This is a genomic window from Paenibacillus sp. 01T443, from assembly GCF_056398325.1.
In genome coordinates this window covers 95,215-113,540 of record NZ_JBFTPE010000016.1, presented here as the reverse complement: position 1 = coordinate 113,540, position 18,326 = coordinate 95,215, and the positions used below count along the sequence as shown (strand labels likewise).

Here is an 18,326-nt window from a genome sequence, read left to right as displayed (position 1 = left end):
GCGGCGTGGTTCTTTTTTGATGCTTATTTTCTCTAGAAGAGAGCGGATGTATTTGTATTGCGGCGCTCCGATTCGACTTGGGGGTAGGGTCATACGCTATAATAGGGAAGTGGAGACATTTGGCAACTCTTTTGCTCCATATTCAATCACAACACAAAGAATAGGATGAATGTTTATGCTTCAACGATTGGGTAGAAGTATTCGTGACTTTCGTGACACATACAAAAAACATCTTATATTCGAGTATTTGTTTATGCTGCTGACGAGCTTTGTCATCATCCCGAYTATTTCGTTTATTTTCAACCGTATCATCCGTGTAGTCGGTTCCGGCTCCGTCTTGAACGGAGAATTCTACAAAATCGGACTCAGCTACGCGGGAGTAGCCGGCCTAATCGCGATTTGTTTTGTAGCAATGCTGGTGCTGTTTATTGAGTTTGGCGTGGTCATCACGATTGCGCAGCAGCATTATTTTGGGAAAAATGTACTGATCGCAGATGCGGTGCTGACGACGCTGCGGCAAACGCCCAAGCTATTCGGCTTCGGCATCATACAGCTGCTGTTCTTCCTGCTGTTTCTCGTGCCGTTCATTGACTCGCCGCTGTCTTCATCCTTGTTTGCACAGTTTAATGTCCCGATTTTTTTTAACAGCCGCATCATGAGCTCTTCCGCTGCGATGCTGGTTTTATACGGATTTTTGTTACTAGCGGGGTTGTACCTCGTATTGCGATGGATTTTTGTTTTGCATTACATTATGATCGAAAACAAATCGATTCGTGCGGCAATCAAAAGCAGCCTTGTGCTGACGAAGGGCAAGCGCTTGTCGATCTTCATCAATCTTTTTTTGCTTAATGCGCTTGTGTTTGCGCTAGGTTTTATGACGATTTCCGCAGTTGCTTATTTGCCATCCTGGCTTGACAACAATATATTGAAAGTAGTCACGGATCAATATTCCTTAACGTTATCGACTGTGCTTACTTATATGTTTACGCTGCTGCTTGTGCCGGTTAATATCATTTATCTGACAAGGCTTTATTATCATTTCAACCGGAGTCCCGGCGTTAAGCCGGTTGACCAGCTTCATTTGCACAAAAGCCGCTGGTTCGGGCCACTAGAAAAGCGTCTTTACGCCTATGTGGAGGGAAGAACCCGTACACGGATATTATATGTATCGATAGCAGCCGTGTATTTGGCATTGGCGCTGACTGTCAGCTACGCGGCGAATGATAATTTGGTTTATGTCAAATGGAGCGTGCTTTTATCCGCTCACCGCGGCGATTCTCTGGAAGCGCCGGAAAATTCGCTTGCGGCAGTCCGAAGCTCGGTGGAGCAGGGCATCGACGCTGTGGAAATTGATGTTCAGCTGACGAAGGACGGCGTCGCCGTGCTTCATCATGATTATAATTTGCAGCGGATGGTCGGCGTGCCGAAGCGCGTGAATGAGCTGACGTATGATGAGGTTGCCAGGCTGAATATCGGAAACCGGAGCGGCAGTCTTGCTGAAGGCGAACAAATTCCGATGCTGGCGGAGGTTCTTGCCGAGGTGCAGGGGAAAGCGAAGCTGATTGTTGATCTTAAACCATACGGGCCTGGCGAGGAGCTCGCCAAAGAAGTTGTAGCATTGATTGAACAATTCGACATGGTTCAGGACTGCTATATTCAGTCGTTTGACCGACAGACGCTGCAGCAAATCAGGCAGCTGAATCCCGACATTAGAATCGGCCAAATTCTATATTTTGCGGTAGGCGATCTTTCGCTGTTAGACGTGGATTTTTATACGATTGAGCAGGTCATGCTGACGGAGACATTCGTCGAGCGCGCACATAAAAAAGGCCGCGAAGTATGGGTGTGGACGGTCAACAGCGAACGTAATTTGAAAGAGGTGCTCAAATTCGAGATCGATGGCATTATTACGGATTTCCCAGCACGCGCGCATAACATGGTAGAGCTTGATTTATAGCAGCATACACAAACAAAGGGGCGGGAGCGCATGACACAGATTGAGAAATATAAAGCCTTTATCCTATCGCTCCCGCCGGGCCGGTTGTCCAAAGAGCAGCTGTTCGTCCATGACTTGCTTTTATATGAGCAGCAGGATATGTCGATATACTACGTTCCCTACGAGTATGTGAATACGCAGGCAAAAGTGATGATGATCGGCATTACGCCGGGCTTCACCCAAATGGAGCTGGCGATTCGAAGTGCGCGCCAGGATTTATTGGACGGAGTTCCCACCGGGCAGATTGATCAGCGCGCCAAGAAGCTCGCGAGCTTCGCAGGCTCTATGCGAATAAACCTGATCGACATGCTGGATCAAATCGGATTGCCTGCCCTCATCGGAGTCGAAGGCAGCAGGCACTTATTTGAGGAACGCAGAGATTTGCTGCACACGACCTCTGCGATCAGGTACCCGGTGTTCCAGCATGGCAAAAACTATACGGGACACAGCCCTCCGATTTTGAAATCGGCTGTGCTTTTGCGCTATGCGGAAAGCATCCTGCTTCCAGAATTGCTCGCGGTGAAGGATGCGCTTGTTATACCGCTCGGCAAGGCAGTCTCGGAAGTGGTACAAGCATTCGTGGAAAAAGGATGGCTGAGCGAGGAGCGGTGCTTATTCGAAATGCCGCATCCATCGGGTGCCAACGGGCACCGAAAAAAACAGTTTGAGCAGTATAGGACAAGCATGCAGCAGCAGGCCTATCAGTGGTTCAGCCGTTAAAAGCAACAGGAGAGCGAGGAATGATATATACAATGCACAGCAGAAAAGTTCGTTTAATAACCGCCTTCGCGACACTTACCTGTCTACTATGGTTATTCGGATTAGGCTGGACGTTAAAGGATTATTTAATCGGAGCATCGCGCACATCGTCCTTGCCTTCCGTAACAGAGGAGCCTGCCATACAGACGAATGCGCTGAAAATGGTTGCTTTAGGCGATTCCTTAACGAGAGGAACGGGCGATATTGAAGGCAAAGGTTATGTCGGCTATGTCAGCGATCAGCTGAAGGAAGCGGGCAAAGAGGTCTCGTTAATCAATTTGGGTATTAAGGGGTTAACTTCCCCTCAGTTGGCGGAGCAAATGAAGGAAAAGGAAATTAGGCGCCAGCTGGGACAAGCGAGTGTCATTCTCATGACGATTGGGGGTAATGATCTCTTTCTCGGTGGGCAAACCCTCTCAGATGTTTCCGAAACAAGCATTGAGGGGCTGGAGGATGCTTATCTTGTCAGCCTAAAGACGATCATCTCCAGTATTCGGGAGGTGAACACGGAAGCGACCGTCTATTTGCTCGGTTTATATAATCCTTTCAGCGAATTCGAGAATGGGGAGCTCTTGTCGGGCGTCGTCAGAGGCTGGAACTTCAAAGCGGCGGAGCTGCTTGCCCAGGACGCAAAAACAGTGTTCGTTCCGACGTATGATTTATTTCAGCAGAAAATAAATGATCATTTGTTTACGGATCATTTTCACCCGAATGAAAAAGGGTATCGTCTGATAGCTGAGCGGATAACCGCACTGATTACCGGGGAAGGAGGACCATCATGAGTGAAATTACGTTATCGGTTCAAGGCCTTCGAAAGGTCATCGGCAAGCGGACCATTATTAAGGATTTAAGCTTCGAGCTGGAGCGCGGCGAGGTATTTGGTTTCTTAGGACCGAATGGGGCCGGGAAAACGACGACCATTCGGATGCTGGTCGGATTGATTAAGCCTACCTCCGGAACGATTCATATATGCGGGCTGGATATTGCGAAGCATTTTACGAAGGCCATGAGGCATTTGGGCTGTATCGTTGAAAATCCGGAGCTGTATCCGTTCTTAAGCGGAATGGAAAATTTACGTCATTTTGCCGTCATGATTAGCGGCATAACGCAGGAGCGCATTGATGAGGTCGTTCGTCTGGTCGGCATGCAGGATCGAGTGAATGATAAGGTAAGCACCTATTCGCTTGGGATGCGGCAGCGTCTTGGCATTGCGCAAGCTTTGCTCGGCAAGCCGGATGTGCTGATTTTGGATGAACCGACGAATGGGCTTGATCCGTCCGGTATCCGGGAAATGCGTGCTTTTATTCGGTTTTTGGCAGAAGAAGAAGGGTTAACGGTACTCGTATCCAGCCATTTGCTGCATGAAATTCAATTGATGTGCGACCGGGTCGCGATTATTTCGAAGGGTGAAATTATTCGGGTGGACTCGGTCAAAGATCTGCTGTCCAGCGAAGAGCGGCTGGTATGGCGTTTGAATCCGTTAATATTAGGCAAAACCATACTGAGCGACCTTACGGTTATTTCGCACGAGACGGAGGAAACGGTGACGACCCCTTACACGGAGCATGCCGTTGGTGAATGGAACCGCAAGCTTGTGGAAGCGGGAGTAACCGTGCTGGAGATGAATCGTAAGCTTCCGGCGCTTGAAGACTTATTCCTCGAGCTGACAGGAGGCGAATCGATTGATTAATCTCGTTCAAAACGAAATGACGAAGCTGGTCGGCAAACGCCGGTTCATGGTTATCTCCATTATTATTATCGTGCTTCTCTCGATGTTTACCTACGCGCAGGCGAAGGAATCGGAGGCGATCAAGGAGCGTTTAGGCACGGTGGATTGGCGAACCGAGCTGCAGCAGCAGATCGTGGATATGCAAAACAGGCTAAGCAGCGCGGGACAATGGCGCGAGCAGATGCAAATCCAGATCAAGCAATCGGAGTATTATTTGGACAATGATGTTAATCCGACTGAGCCGGGCGCTCCCACCTTTATCAGAGGTTTTGTACAAAACTCCGCGGAGCTGTTTCTTCCCTTGCTCGTCATGATCATTGCGGTAGACATTGTTTCCTCCGAGCGGAGTATGGGCACGATAAAGCTTCTGCTGACTCGTCCGGTGAGCCGGTTTAAAATACTACTGAGTAAATACATCGCCCTTATTTTATCGGTTTCGGTGGTTATCTTCCTGTTCGGTTTCCTCTCTTACATCGTCTCCGCTATGATGTTCGGAAACCAAGGCTGGTCGGCACCGGTATTGACGGGCTTCTCCACGCAAGGCGGGGAGCTCGACATATCGGGCGTGCGCCTCGTATCCCAGTGGCAGTATATTATTCAGCAATTCGGGCTGGCTTGGTTTATTTCCGTGGTCGTCGGTACCTTATCTTTCATGCTCTCGATTCTGATGCGAAGCAGCGCGGCAGGCATGGGGACGATGCTGGCCTGCTTGATATCGGGAGCTATTCTAAGCAACATGGTGTCCTCATGGGATTCCGCTAAATATTTGTTTATGGTCAATCTTGGCTTAATGGATTATGTCAGCCGATCGGCTCCTCCGATCGAGGGCATGACGCTCGGATTCTCGCTTTCGGTGCTTGCGGCGTGGATGCTGGGCTCGCTGCTCGTTTCGTTTACCGTTTTTATGAGGAAGGATATTTATTAAGCAGCTTTACAGCGGTCGTCGTGTCCTAAAATGATTCGTCTTCTCATATGCATGTAGAAGAGGAGCGTGATCTTAATGGACAAGACTGTGCGTAGATATTATCAGCAGAAACAAAAGCAAAAAGAAATAGAGCAGGAGCTGACAGAGCTGCGCAACGAAATTTTGACTTATTTGACCGAGCAGGAAGCTAGSGAGCTGGAAATCGGAAGCCACAAAGTCAAGCTTGTTGTGCAGGAGCGTAAAGAATACGATGACAACAAGCTTTTTGAGGCGCTGCCGGATCCTGAGCTATGGCGGATGCTTTCGAAGCCCGATTCATCCAAAATCGCCAGCTTGATCAAGCTGAACGTCATTAATGAGGAAAAGCTGAAGGACACCTTTGCGACAAAGACGGTTAAGCTGCTTCAGGTGGATAAGAAATAAGGGACAGCAGGGATACATAGAATAGACGGAGCAGGGTGCTTGTGCCGATTGTCGGCGGAGGCACCCTGTTTTGTTTTGTATTGTAATACAATAGAATTGAGCCTATTCTAGGATTTCCCATTTGGGGAAATCGTCTCTATCATCAGCTGCTTCAGCTATGATATTATCTTGACAGAATTGTAAATCCGAAGGGGGCTGTATTCGCAATTTCGTTTACGACTCACACCAGAGGAGAATCCGAGATGAAAAGATGGAACGACTACCTGCTGAAGAGTAAAATGTTCATCGTGTTCTCCGCGGTGTCGCTGTTTATCGTCATGCTGACATGCATTTTTTTCTATTATAAAAATGTAAGCGATATCAAAAATCAAACCTTGTCGCTTTCCGACACGATTACCCGGCAGTTCAGCCGGACCTTCGAGCTGTATATTCAGGACATGGAGAAGCTCTCCGTCTCCATTATTGGCGATCCGATCATTCAGCAAAGCTTGATCGATCATTACGGAATCCCGGAACCCGTCGCGCAGAACGAGATCGAACTGACGATCAACAAAAGGTTGTTCACCCATCTTCAGCCGCGCCCCCAGCTTCAGAGCATCTATATCTTCACGACGGACGATATCGCTTACTTTGTATCGAAGGCGGGAGGACCAAAGGTAAGCTTCAAACTGCGGGACGAGAGCTGGTATGAGAAACGGCTGGAGATGCCCGGAATCAAATTCCTGCTTCAGCCCGTCACAACAGAGAGCACGGGCGGCGATCGTGAAGCCCAGGTTATATCCTTCGTGCGGAACATCAACCGCATTCCCTATCGGGATGTTCTGGGGTATATGAAAATTAATATTAACGTTGATGTCATTAAGGACATGCTCGTCAACTCAGATATCAACGACGTTGAACGGAATATGAGAGCGTTCATCATAACCGATGAAGGCAGCGTCGTCTACGACGACAGGAACGAGCTGACGGGCAGCAAGGATCCGGGAATCGATCTTTCGATCTTCAGGGGAAATCGCCAGTCTAACGAGGTGGTATGGAACGGAGAGAGCTATCTCTATACAACGTCGAAGTCCTCATACACGAAATGGAATACGCTGATTCTGATTCCGAACGTATTCCTGCTGTCCAAGCAGAAACGCTCCGCCTATATTCTCATGCTCGTTGGATTGTTTGCGATGGGGCTGATTGCTTTCGTTTCCTATGCGCTCTCCTATCAGATTACGCTTCCTCTCCATAACCTGATGAAGAAAATGGCGCGCGTCGAGCAGGGGGATTTAAAGCAGCGAATGGAGGTGGCCGGTAACAATGAGATCGGTCGTCTGAGCCGTATTTACAACAGTATGCTGGACAGTATTACCCGGTTGATCAGCGAAGTGTACGCATCCAAGCTGGCGGAGAAGAATGCGCAGCTATCGGCGCTGCAGGCGCAGATCAACCCGCATTTTCTGTACAACACGCTTAACATTATGAAGTCAATCAGCCGGGTTCGAGGCATCGAAGAGGTTGCCGAGATGGCAGAATCGCTGGCGGAGCTGTTCAAATACAGCATGAAAAATCTACAACACCCTATCCCGCTGCGTGACGAGATGGATCATATCTGGAATTACATGAATATCCAGCAGCACCGGTTCGGCAGCCGATTCGAGTTCAGTATGAACATACCGGAGCCGTTGCAGGAAGCCTCGGTGCTGAAGCTTACCGTGCAGCCGTTGATTGAGAATGCTATCGTTCACGGACTCGGCAAGGTCAAGTCCGGCGGACGAATCGACATCGTAGTCAGGCGGCTCGGCGGCGATCTGATTATCGAAGTGACCGACAACGGATGCGGTATCGAAGAGGAACGCCTCCACATGCTGCGCAGGAGGCTCGGGAGCATCCAAGCGGCGGACGCTTACGACGAGGAAGGGCTGGGTATAGGCTTGTCCAATATCGCGCAGCGGATCAAGCTGTTCCACGGCGTCAAATACGGAGCTGAGCTGATAAGTGCTCCTGGCCTCGGAACGACCGTCAGGCTGACGTTCCGATATGAACTTTTCGTCAAGGTGAAAGGAGAGGCCGGATTATGAATTTATTCCTGGTGGAAGACGAGCGGTGGGCGCTGGCGGAGCTCGAGTCCCTGTTCAAGCGATACGAACCGCAGCATCGCGTGCTTGCGTTCGAGAACGGGGAAGATGCACTCGAGGCCGCAAAATCCATAGTTCCGCATCTCGTGCTGACCGACATCACAATGCCAGGCATGGACGGAGTAGAGCTGCTGGCCGAGCTAGGCCGCTGCCATCCGGACGCCAAGGGTATCATTCTCAGTGTCCATGACGATTTTGCTTATGCGCAGCGGGGGATGCAAACCGGCGTGACGGACTACTTGCTTAAGCCTGTCAGGAAAGAGACGCTTTACAGGGTGGTAGACCGCATGCTTGCGCGTATTGAAGAGGAGTCACGGAGCCGTAGCGACCGTGCCGAGTGGTCTCTTCTGCAGCGGCTGCTGTCCGCGGACGCGCAGGAGCGCGGGGAGCCAGCGGCAGCCGAGCAACCGCAAATGTTCATGGCGCTGCTGCTTTTGGAGAACTGGGCATCGCCGCTCACTTGGAAGGATGCCGGGCTTAAGGCATCGGACATCCTCGCGCATTTTGGGAGTGGTTTGAACGGAGAGTCGGATAGTCACTGCGTCACGATCGACTGCCGACGCAGAATACTGCTGCTGCCGGCTTACGATGAGGCAAGCACGAAGTCGATAAAGATAAGGCTTCAATCGTTCTTCCAGTATGTGGAGTCCCGCGGCATTCTACTCCATGTGAGCTTCGGAATGAAGAAAGAGCGAGAGAGTCTGAACCGCAGCTTCGTCCGCCTTAGCAAACAGCTGGAAGAGCATTTACGGATCGGCGTACCAACCTGGGCAGCGCCGGATACGAAGCCTGCTGTACCCGATATCGGCGAAATCTGGGTGAAGGTGCGCGCGCTGCAAGCGCAGATCAAAGCGGGCGATATTGCCAGAGGACGAGACACGGTATCGCGCATCGTCAAGGGGCTTCAGTGCAAAGGGGTCACCCAAAAGCAGCTGTCACAGTTCGCCAGCGATCTGTTCTATTCGTTGAAGTTTAATCTGCAATCAGAATCCGTGGCCCGGCTGCCGGAGGATATGAGCCTGCTGAACGAGGCGATAGACTACGAGCCCATCACGGAATGGCTTACGGCAGCGGTATTCGTGATTGCGGGGAAATGTGAATCAAAGGAGCAGAAGCCGAAAGGGCTAGTACCGGTCATGATGAACTGGATCCACGCCAACTATCAAGGCGACCTCTCACTTCAGCAGTTTGCTTCGGAGCATCATGTAAGTCTTGGGCATTTATCCAGATTGTTCAAAAGTCAGACGGGCTATACCTTCTCCGACTATTTGATCGGCTACCGGATCGGCAAAGCGAAGGAGCTGCTCGCTGACGGCACTTCGCGTCCTTCGGAAGTCGGCGAGCTGGTCGGATACGAGGATGCTAAGCATTTCTCCTACCTATTTAAGAGAATAACGGGCGAAACGCCGACCGCCTACACAAAACGCAAAATGAGTGAATGAGACGTATGTAGTAAACGATTAGACGATTAGAGGGTGATGCACCTTCGAGAATCGGATGGTTTCCCCGCCCGATCCATTGCTTTTTGTTAAAAAGGAAAAATTACCCCCTTAAAAAAGCAAAAGAGCAAGTATGCATCAAAAGCAGAAACCCGTAGACTGAAACTACGAGGGAACCCGGGCCCTTGGAACGGAAGATCGCACTTGATGGAAGCGTATTCATTCAATTGAAACTTACGGTATCAGAGATGCGAAGAGGGGCAACTATGGACGGCTGCCGAAGGGAGCACGATTCATGCCAACAAAGGGAGGCTGCGGAACGATGAAACGAACGACTGGTAGAACACTCGCATTCGTGACAAGCGTGATTATGATCGTGGTGCTGCTCGCCGGCTGCGGCAGCGGCAGTAATGCGCCTGCGACGAAGAACAACAACGGCAGCGCTAGCGGTGAAACGAACGCAAACACCGACACCACCAACGCACCTGCAGAGAAAACGACGTTAACCCTGATGGTCGGTAATACAGGCACTACGCTCGAAGCACTTAAAGCTGTTGCTATGGAAGCAGAGAAAAAGCTGAATATTACCATTGAGTATGACATCAAACCGGATGGCACGGAAGGCGACAACCTCGTCAAGACGCGCCTGGCAACGGGTGATATGTCCGACCTGCTCGTTTATAACACGGGTTCGCTGTTGAAGGCAGTTAATCCGGTGGAAAACTTCCTCGATGTGACGAATGAGTCGTACATGGCAGACGTGCTTGATTCTTTCAAAAGCGTCGTAACGGTCGAAGGCAAGGTTTACGGTGCGCCCGTCGGTTCGAGCTCCGCAGGTGCGATTTTGTACAACAAGAAGGTGTACGGCGAGCTCGGATTGACCGTTCCGCAAACGTGGGATGAATTCATGACCAACAATGAGAAAATTAAGGCCGCGGGTAAGACGGCCGTTATCGCGTCCTACAAAGATACCTGGACGTCCCAGCTGTTTGTCCTCGGTGATTACTACAACTTACAGGCGCAGGTACCGAATTTCGCGGACGATTACACGAACAACAAAGCAAAGTACGCGACGATACCACAGGCACTGCGCAGCTTCGAAAAGACGGAGGAACCGTTCAAAGCCGGTTACATGAATAAGGACTTCCTGGCCACGACGTATGATGTTGCCTTGAAGATGCTGGCCGAGGGTACAGGCGTGCACTATCCGATGCTGACAAGCGCTTTAGATTCCATTTTGCAGAATAGCCCAGACAAGATCAACGACATCGGGGTTTTCCCGATTCCAAGCGACAGCGCAGACGTGAACGGACTGACAGTTTGGATGCCTAGCGGCCTGTATATCAACAAGAACAGCAAAAAAGTAGAAGCCGCCAAAAAGTTCACGGAATACTTCGTATCTAAGGAAGGCCAAGCGATATTTGCCTCCAAAGTCAAGGCGGCCGGTCCCAATGTCATCAAAGGAATCGAGCTCCCCGACGATGCTTACGAAGGTGTCAAAGAAATGCAGAAATACTTTGATGAAGGCAGGACGGCACCTGCACTTGAGTTCGTATCGCCGGTCAAAGGCCCGAACCTGGAGAACCTCACCGTCGCTGTCGGCAGCGGTATCACTTCCGCGCAGAAGGGTGCCGAGGACTATGACAAAGACATTCTGAAACAGGCGCAGCAGTTGAATCTGCCGGGCTGGTAGATCGTCCGCCGTAAGCGGAAATTCTAGTTGAAGACGGGGCTCCGCGCAAGAGCTGCGGGGTCCGTTTTCTCCGGAAAGAAGGAGAGAGCCATGACTAAGCTGACGATTCGGACCTACTCGTATATGTTTCTAGTGCCTGCATTTCTGATCTACTTCGTCTTCTATTTGCTGCCAACCGTGTTATCGCTGTTCTTTAGTATGACGCGTTGGACCCTCACCGATTGGGATTACATTGGATTTGATAACTATGTCACTTTTTTCTCGGAGACGGCACTCAGCATCGGCTTCCGGAACACATTAATTTACGCGGTTGTAACCTGTGGTCTCAAGGTCATCTTGGGCCTCTTACTCGGCGCGTTCCTCACCTCTACCGTTCTGTTCAAAAACTATCTGCGTTCTGTTATTTTCTTCCCGACACTGCTCAGTACAATTGCGGTCGGGATCGCATTCTCCATTATGATGCATCCTTCGCAAGGGCTGATCAATACAAGTCTGGCTGCGCTTGGTATTATCGGACCAGATTGGCTCGGCAATACGAAGATCGCGCTGCTGTCCGTTGCCCTAGTGGACGTATGGAAAGGTATCGGCATCGCTACAGTCATCTATATCGCCGGCATTTCGGCTATTCCGGGTGAGTATTACGAAGCACTCAAAATCGACGGCGGGAGCAGCATGAACGCATTCCGGTATATCACGGTTCCATTAAGCAGACCGGCGATGAATTCGGTCATCATACTGGCATTTATCGGGGGGCTTCGTTCCTTCGATCTGATCTGGGCCATGACTAAGGGGGGGCCGGGTTTCACGACTGACCTGATCGCCTCGATCATATACAAGCAGTATCAGGCGGGCTTCTACGGCCTGGCGACTGCGGGCAACGTCATCCTGTTCGTCGGCGTGTCACTGCTGGCGTTTCCCTTGTATAAGTACCTGACGAAAAGCGAGGTGCACTTATGAGCAGGGAAATAAGCAGGATTATGGATAAAGGCGTGGGCAAGGCGCTGAGCCGCGGTGATAACATGGGGATTAGCAGCGGAGCTAAGAGGGCCATCGTTGGCGTGTTCGCGCTGGTGCTCAGCACCGCGATCTTCTGGATTCCTTTCTATTTCGTCATCATTAACTCCTTTAAGAATCAGGCCGAATCCGCGCTCATGAATATGTCGTGGCCGAAATCATTTCATATTTTGGAAAATTACAGGGATGTGTTGACTGCCTCCGATCATATGCTCGTCCGTGCCTTCTACAACAGCATGCTGCTGACCGTTCTGTCGATCGCTGTACTGATCGTCGTAAGCGCGATGGCCGGCTTTGTATTGCATCGTCGCGAGGGGGGGCAGTTTTCTTCCTTCTTAAACTTTCTTGTTTTGGCCGGTTTGATGATCCCGCCCGCTATTGTGCCTACGATCTGGGTGCTCGATTCAATCGGCCTGTTCAAGACGCTGGCCGGCATCACCTTCGTGGAAGTTGCGCTTCATTTTCCGTTCGCGGCGATTTTGTACAAAGCGTTTGTGGCAACGCTGCCGCGCGAAATCGATGAGAGCGCGCTGATCGATGGCGCTGGCGGCGGGCGATTGTTCTTCAGTATAATATTTCCTCTGCTTAAGCCCGTCACTTCAACCATCATTGTGCTTGAATCGATAAACGTATTCAATGACTTTGTCAATCCGCTTTACTTCTTCCCGGGCTCCGACAACGCGACAGTGCAACTGACGTTGTACAACTTCATGAGCCGGTTCACGACATCGTGGAATCTGCTGTTCGCCGATATCGTTCTGATCTCTATCCCGATGCTCATTCTGTTCATCTTCTTCAACAAGAAAATTGTAGCCGGCATGACGGCAGGCGCCGTTAAGGGGTAATCGAGTCATGACCGCGCCGAATAGAAGAGCCATTTAATAAAGTTTACCCGTACATTGTCTCCAGCCGACCCTCTTACCCAGGTARGAAATAGAGCCGCAGTCTTTCAGATTGTGGTTTTTTATTTCGATGAAGGATGATTCCGGTGAGCCGGTCGGTACAAAAGGCACATCGCGAGGACTGCGGTCGACCAAAGTATGCCGGCTGTCATACGTGTAACAGTATCGAGCCATTCCTTTTATGAAAGCGGTCTCGATCGGAAAGGTTTTTGTCCCGAACCGCCATGATTCGGACAGAAAGAGACAGTATGATAGAAACATAAAGCGTTTACAACTATGACGGCTTGACGATTCGGCTATTGATCTTGTCTAGGAAAATCATTATCCAATTCAGAGGACGAAAGGACGTTGAACATGGCGGTCAAAATCGGAATCGTAGGCATGAACGGCATCGGCAACAACCATGCGAACTGCTATAAGGAGGATGAATTAGCTGATGTCGTTGCGGTATGCGACGTCATCAAGGAGCGCGCCGACGCAGCAGCGGAGAAGCATGGTGTAAAGGCGTACTATACATTGAAGGACATGATCGAGAATGAGCCCGACCTCCAGGTCGTCGATGTGACGACGGGCGGCATCGACAACGGCAGCTGGCATTTTGAACCGGCGATGGAAGCAATGTCTTACGGAAAGCACGTGCTGGTGGAGAAGCCGCTGTGCAACGATGTGCGCGAAGGTCGCCAGATGGTGGCCTTTGCTGAGAAGCAGAAAGTGTACCTTGGCTGCAACCTGAACCATTACTTCACGCCGCCGGCTGAGAAGGCGAAGCAATATATGGATAGCGGCGAGGTTGGCGAACTGATCTACTGTTTAGCCAAAATGGGCTTCAACGGCGGAGAGCTTAACTACGCCCTTGCCAGTTCGGATAAAATCAAAGGCCACCCCTACTTTCACATGAGGGCGTTCCTGACCCACCCGTTCAGTGTCATGCGCCATTTCTGCGGTGATATCACACATATCCAGACGTTCTCCGATCGGCCTGGTTTCCGGCGCAGCGCAGGCGACGTTATGGTGTCCATCAACAGCATCCATATGAAGTTCGCAAACGGCGGTGTCGGCTATCTATTGAGCCAACGCGGCGATGCGGTCTATGGGCTAGGCGGGTGGTGGAGTCTGGAGGTCGCGGGCTCGAAGGGGACATTCACAATTGAGAACTGCGTCGAGAAAGTGTCGTTCTGGAAAGCAAACAAAGGTATTCCAGCTATCAGCGTTCAGCCGGAGCCTGAAGTGACGGATTTCGGTACGAACGATTTTAACCGGACGTTCAACAATCGGCTGCACGCGTTTCTGGAGGATGTTAACGGCAAGGTATCTCCGGATGCGCTGCGCGCCAGCGGACGAGATGCGCTTGCTGTACTGGAGTATGTGCATGCGGTGCAGGAGTCGTATGAACGGGGTGGTGAGGTCGTTCGGCCGCAGCCGCTGCCGCCGCTGCACGGCGATCCGTTTTATCTGAAATAATCTCATTAACTAATCTACCATTCAGGAGGATTCTTACATGATAAAATTAGGTGTCAATTCCGTGCTGTTCAAAGAGTTCGATTTCGCCGTAGCAGCGAAGCATATCGCCGCTTGTGGCTACGACGGTGTAGAGATCGCCGCGATCCAGGGAATGTGCGAGCATCTGGATCTCAGACGCTGGAAGGAACAGAAGAGCGAGCTGCAAGCGATTGTGCAGGAGAACGGATTGACGTTTCTCTCGACGGAGGTTGCGTCGCTCAAAGAGGAACGGCTGCTGCCGGCGTTTGAAGCTGCCGCTGAAATTGGTATTCCGATCGTCAACGTTGGTCCTGGCGGAAAGCTTGGAGTCGAAGAAGATCTGCAGGCGTCGATCGAGATGCTTGCGCGGATGGCGGAGAGGGCCGCTTCGTTCGGCATCACGCTCTGCGTGAAGGCACATGTTGGCAACGCCATCCATAATACGCCTACCACGCTGCGGGCGATGGAGGCCATCGTTTCCCCGGCATTCGGCATCGACATGGACCCGAGCCATATCCACCGTGCCGGCGAAAATGCGGAGAAGGCGCTGCCCGCCGTACTTAATCGCGTGAAGCATGTTCATATCCGTGATTGCAAGGGACGCGAACAGGGACCGGGACCGATAGCCCTGCAAGCGTGCGGACGCGGCGACATCGATCTGTACGGCTACTGCAAGGCAATGGTGGACGGTGGTTATGAAGGACCGGTCGTCGTTGAGGTCATCGGCTCTGCACCGGAGCATACTCTTGCACAAGTATCCATCGTAGCTGCGGAGTCGTACGGCTACCTAAATGCCGTCCTTAAACAGCTGAACGCGAGATAAAAGCATTGTTTTCATCCAAAAGGAGGATTTCAATATGGCCAGTAAAAAACCGAATATCCTGCTGTTCGGCATAGATAGCCTTCGTCGGGATCATATGAGTGCGTACGGCTATTCCCGGCTGACTACCCCGCATCTTGATAAAATTGCAGCTCAGGGCGTTCTGTACGAGAAGCATTTCAGTCCGGGCATTCCAACAACGCCGGCTTACGCATCGATGCTGACAGGCATGGACGTTTTCGGCACCGATGTTGTGGCGCTGCGCCATGAAGGACCGCTCGGCGGTCACGTCAGGACACTGCCGGAGGTTCTCGTTGAGAACGGCTATAATACAACGTGCGTCGGCTTCACGGGTAATCCGTCATCGCGTGGTTTCCAAACGTATCTCGATTATGAATCTTGGGTTCCCGACGAGTCGGGACGCACGCCTAAGGCGCAAAACCTGAATGACGTCGCAATTCCGGAGCTGGAGCGGCTTGCGGCGGACGATAAGCCGTTCCTTCTGTTCATGCGGCATATGGATCCGCATTCGCCGTATTTGCCGCCTGCGCCGTTCGAGCGGATGTTCTACGGCAAGGACGAGAAGGACCCTGCCAACGATTCAATGGCGCCGGTTTACGATTTCAAGCCGTTCGCCGACTTTCTGAAGTCGTGGATACCAGAAGGCGTCACCGATGAAGCATACGTCAGTGCGCAATATGATGGCGCAATCGCTTATATGGACGCTTGTATCCAAAGCATCTTTGAGAAGCTGACCGCGCTCGGTTTGGAGGAAGATACGCTTGTCGTTATCACGTCGGATCACGGCGAGACGCTGTATGAGCATGACTGTTATTTTGATCATCACGGCCTGTATGACTGTACGCTTGTCGTGCCGCTCATCATCAGGTTCCCCGGTCGCATCCCTGCGGGAACACGGACCCAGGATGTGACGGTCATCACGGATATTATGCCGACGCTGCTGGACCTGATTGGCATTGACAGCGGCATTTCCTTCGACGGACGCAGCCTGATGGAGCCTGCTGCGAGCGAGGAAATGGGGAGGATCAGCGAGTTGTATCTTACGGAATGCACGTGGATGCGCAAGCACGGCTGGCGGACACCGGAATGGAAGCTGATCCGCGCGCTTGAACCAGACTTCCACTTCAAGCCGGAGGTAGAGCTGTACAATCTGATCCAAGATCCGGAGGAGAACAACAATGTGGCGGAGCAGGAGCCAGAAGTCGTCGCGCTGCTGACGAATCGGATGGAAGAACATATCGCGAGACGCGAAGAGCAAACCGGCCGTACCAATCCTATCTATACGAATCTGAACTGGCATGGCAAGGGAGTGGCGTTCACCTCGTCCGAGCAGGCATACGAGTCGCTGCATATTGGCAACATTATCAGCGCACGCTCCCTCCAAACCAAGGAGGAGGCGGCATCCAAATGATTCGGGTTGCGGTCGTCGGGGTCAACAATATCGGGAAAATCCACTGTCGCGCCTACCGGCAGCATCCGGACACGGAGCTTGCGGCTGTCTGCGATCTGATGCCGGAACGCGCGGAGGCGGCAGGTCTTGAACATGGCGTTCCCGCCTATACCGACCTGAGAGAACTGCTAGCTAAAGAGCAGATCGATGTAGTGGCGGTTGCAACGGCAGGTGTGGAGAAGGGCAGCCATCATTTCGAGCCAGCGATGATCGCGATCATCTCCGGCAAGGACGTCCTTGTGGAGAAGCCGATCTCCAACCGGATCGAGGAAGCAAGGACGCTTGTCGCAGCCGCCCGGGAACGGGGCGTCCGGCTCGCCTGTAATTTAAATCACCGCTTTACGCCGGCTGCTTACAAGGCGAAAGAAATGATGGAAGCGGGCAAGCTGGGCTCCCTTCTTTTTCTCAATATGCGGCTAACCATTCAGAATTCGCAGGAGGATACGGAGTGGCTGCACATGCGTGCTCTGCATCCTCACTCCATCGATGTTATGCGGTATTTTGCCGGTGATGTAAAGCGAGTGCAGGCGTTCATGACCAAGGCGCCGGGCCGTCAGAGCTGGTCGACCGCATCTGTCAATCTGGAGTTTACATCCGGGGCGGTCGGCCACTTGACCGGCAGCTACGACATGTCGATGCGCCATCCGATCGAATATTGCGAGGTGGCAGGCAGCGAAGGCAGATTCGTTATCGACAACGTGTATGAAAGTTTGACGTATTATCCGCATCAATCCGACGAGTTGACCGTAGTCCGCAATTCGCTGTTTGGCGGGATGCAGGGCTTCAATGATACGTTTACACATCGGATCAATCGTTTCATCGGGCAGATCAAGGCAGGCGATGCTCCGAAGGTAATCGAGGCATCCGGAGCGGATGCTCTTGCCGCACAGGAAGTAATCGAAGCCGCTATTCGTTCGCATCAGTCCGGCGGTATGCCTGTTGACGTACCCGCGAACGGATAAGCGAAAGAACTCTGCGAGAGGAGACGATCAACATGGACAGACAACACGGTTCGGTTATATGGTTCATGGGATTGTCGGGAGCGGGCAAGACGACGACGGCCCGGCATGTTGCATCGGAGCTGCTGCAGCAAGGACGGCACGTAGAGCTGCTGGACGGAGACGAGCTTAGAGAGACGATCTGCAAAGGGCTAGGCTTCTCCCGTGAGGAACGGATTGAGAATATCAAACGGATCGTGTACCTTGCTAAGCTTCTCTCTCGCAACAGCGTGGATGTGCTCGTCTCCGCTATTACCCCCTACCAGGAAATGCGGGACTACGCCCGGTCGGAGCTGCCAGGATACGTGGAAATTTACGTGCAGTGCCCAATCGGCGAGTGCGAGCGCCGTGACGTGAAGGGGTTGTATGCCAAGGCGAGAAACGGTGACTTGCGCCATTTTACCGGTGTTTCCGATCCGTTCGAGGTACCGCAGTCCCCTGACATCGTGATCGACACGGCTTCCGCCTCGCTGCAGGATAACAGCGAGGCCGTGATCGGCTGGCTGCATGCCAATTTACGGTTCATGCACGCAGCGCAAAGAGCATAACCCGAGT

16 protein-coding genes are annotated in these 18,326 nt (G+C 51.8%); all 16 read left to right on the top strand.

Translation table 11 applies throughout. The features are described from left to right. Positions 1 to 175: 175 nt before the first annotated feature. The 16 genes from AC1DLI_RS25530 to cysC all read left to right on the top strand — a co-directional run bounded on the left by AC1DLI_RS25530 (position 176) and on the right by cysC (position 18,319). Positions 176 to 1,957, top strand: coding sequence for a glycerophosphoryl diester phosphodiesterase membrane domain-containing protein (locus AC1DLI_RS25530; RefSeq protein WP_477607278.1), 1,782 nt, complete (start codon positions 176 to 178; stop codon positions 1,955 to 1,957). Positions 1,958 to 1,987: 30 nt separating this feature from the next. Then, on the top strand, positions 1,988 to 2,716 hold the full coding sequence (locus tag AC1DLI_RS25525; RefSeq protein ID WP_477607277.1) for a uracil-DNA glycosylase family protein: 729 nt from the start codon (positions 1,988 to 1,990) through the stop codon (positions 2,714 to 2,716). A 20-nt stretch (positions 2,717 to 2,736) separates the two neighbouring features. Next, on the top strand, positions 2,737 to 3,537 hold the full coding sequence (locus AC1DLI_RS25520) for an SGNH/GDSL hydrolase family protein (RefSeq protein ID WP_477607276.1): 801 nt from the start codon (positions 2,737 to 2,739) through the stop codon (positions 3,535 to 3,537). Then, on the top strand, positions 3,534 to 4,445 hold the full coding sequence (locus AC1DLI_RS25515; RefSeq protein WP_477607275.1) for an ABC transporter ATP-binding protein: 912 nt from the start codon (positions 3,534 to 3,536) through the stop codon (positions 4,443 to 4,445). The genes AC1DLI_RS25520 and AC1DLI_RS25515 overlap by 4 nt, the downstream gene beginning before the upstream one ends. Then, positions 4,438 to 5,409: an ABC transporter permease gene (locus AC1DLI_RS25510; RefSeq protein WP_477607274.1), complete on the top strand. Its 972-nt coding sequence runs from the start codon at positions 4,438 to 4,440 to the stop codon at positions 5,407 to 5,409. The genes AC1DLI_RS25515 and AC1DLI_RS25510 overlap by 8 nt, the downstream gene beginning before the upstream one ends. 75 nt (positions 5,410 to 5,484) lie before the next feature. Beyond that, positions 5,485 to 5,832 (top strand): hypothetical protein, encoded by a 348-nt coding sequence (locus tag AC1DLI_RS25505; RefSeq protein ID WP_477607273.1) that lies wholly within the window; start codon positions 5,485 to 5,487, stop codon positions 5,830 to 5,832. Between the two features lie 242 nt (positions 5,833 to 6,074). Beyond that, positions 6,075 to 7,898, top strand: a complete 1,824-nt coding sequence (locus AC1DLI_RS25500; protein WP_477607272.1) for a sensor histidine kinase — start codon at positions 6,075 to 6,077, stop codon at positions 7,896 to 7,898. Continuing rightward, the gene (locus AC1DLI_RS25495) at positions 7,895 to 9,397 is read left to right on the top strand and encodes a response regulator transcription factor (RefSeq protein WP_477607271.1); all 1,503 of its coding nucleotides are present in this window, start codon (positions 7,895 to 7,897) and stop codon (positions 9,395 to 9,397) included. Before AC1DLI_RS25500 ends, AC1DLI_RS25495 begins: the two co-directional genes overlap by 4 nt. A 292-nt stretch (positions 9,398 to 9,689) precedes the next feature. Continuing rightward, positions 9,690 to 11,087 carry an ABC transporter substrate-binding protein gene (locus AC1DLI_RS25490; protein WP_477607270.1) on the top strand — a complete coding sequence of 466 codons (1,398 nt, stop codon included), beginning with the start codon at positions 9,690 to 9,692 and terminating at the stop codon, positions 11,085 to 11,087. A gap of 90 nt (positions 11,088 to 11,177) precedes the next feature. Next, the gene (locus AC1DLI_RS25485) at positions 11,178 to 12,044 is read left to right on the top strand and encodes a carbohydrate ABC transporter permease (RefSeq protein ID WP_477607269.1); all 867 of its coding nucleotides are present in this window, start codon (positions 11,178 to 11,180) and stop codon (positions 12,042 to 12,044) included. Positions 12,045 to 12,112: 68 nt separating this feature from the next. Next, positions 12,113 to 12,946 carry a carbohydrate ABC transporter permease gene (locus tag AC1DLI_RS25480; RefSeq protein ID WP_477607297.1) on the top strand — a complete coding sequence of 278 codons (834 nt, stop codon included), beginning with the start codon at positions 12,113 to 12,115 and terminating at the stop codon, positions 12,944 to 12,946. Positions 12,947 to 13,357: 411 nt separating this feature from the next. Next, the gene (locus tag AC1DLI_RS25475) at positions 13,358 to 14,464 is read left to right on the top strand and encodes a Gfo/Idh/MocA family protein (protein ID WP_477607268.1); all 1,107 of its coding nucleotides are present in this window, start codon (positions 13,358 to 13,360) and stop codon (positions 14,462 to 14,464) included. Between the two features lie 37 nt (positions 14,465 to 14,501). Beyond that, positions 14,502 to 15,305: a sugar phosphate isomerase/epimerase family protein gene (locus AC1DLI_RS25470; RefSeq protein WP_477607267.1), complete on the top strand. Its 804-nt coding sequence runs from the start codon at positions 14,502 to 14,504 to the stop codon at positions 15,303 to 15,305. A gap of 34 nt (positions 15,306 to 15,339) precedes the next feature. Further along, positions 15,340 to 16,734: a sulfatase family protein gene (locus AC1DLI_RS25465; RefSeq protein WP_477607266.1), complete on the top strand. Its 1,395-nt coding sequence runs from the start codon at positions 15,340 to 15,342 to the stop codon at positions 16,732 to 16,734. Beyond that, entirely contained in the window at positions 16,731 to 17,735 is a 1,005-nt protein-coding gene (locus AC1DLI_RS25460) for a Gfo/Idh/MocA family protein (protein WP_477607265.1), read from the top strand. Before AC1DLI_RS25465 ends, AC1DLI_RS25460 begins: the two co-directional genes overlap by 4 nt. Then, the gene (cysC, locus tag AC1DLI_RS25455) at positions 17,732 to 18,319 is read left to right on the top strand and encodes an adenylyl-sulfate kinase (RefSeq protein ID WP_477607296.1); all 588 of its coding nucleotides are present in this window, start codon (positions 17,732 to 17,734) and stop codon (positions 18,317 to 18,319) included. Before AC1DLI_RS25460 ends, cysC begins: the two co-directional genes overlap by 4 nt. Positions 18,320 to 18,326: the final 7 nt, after the last annotated feature.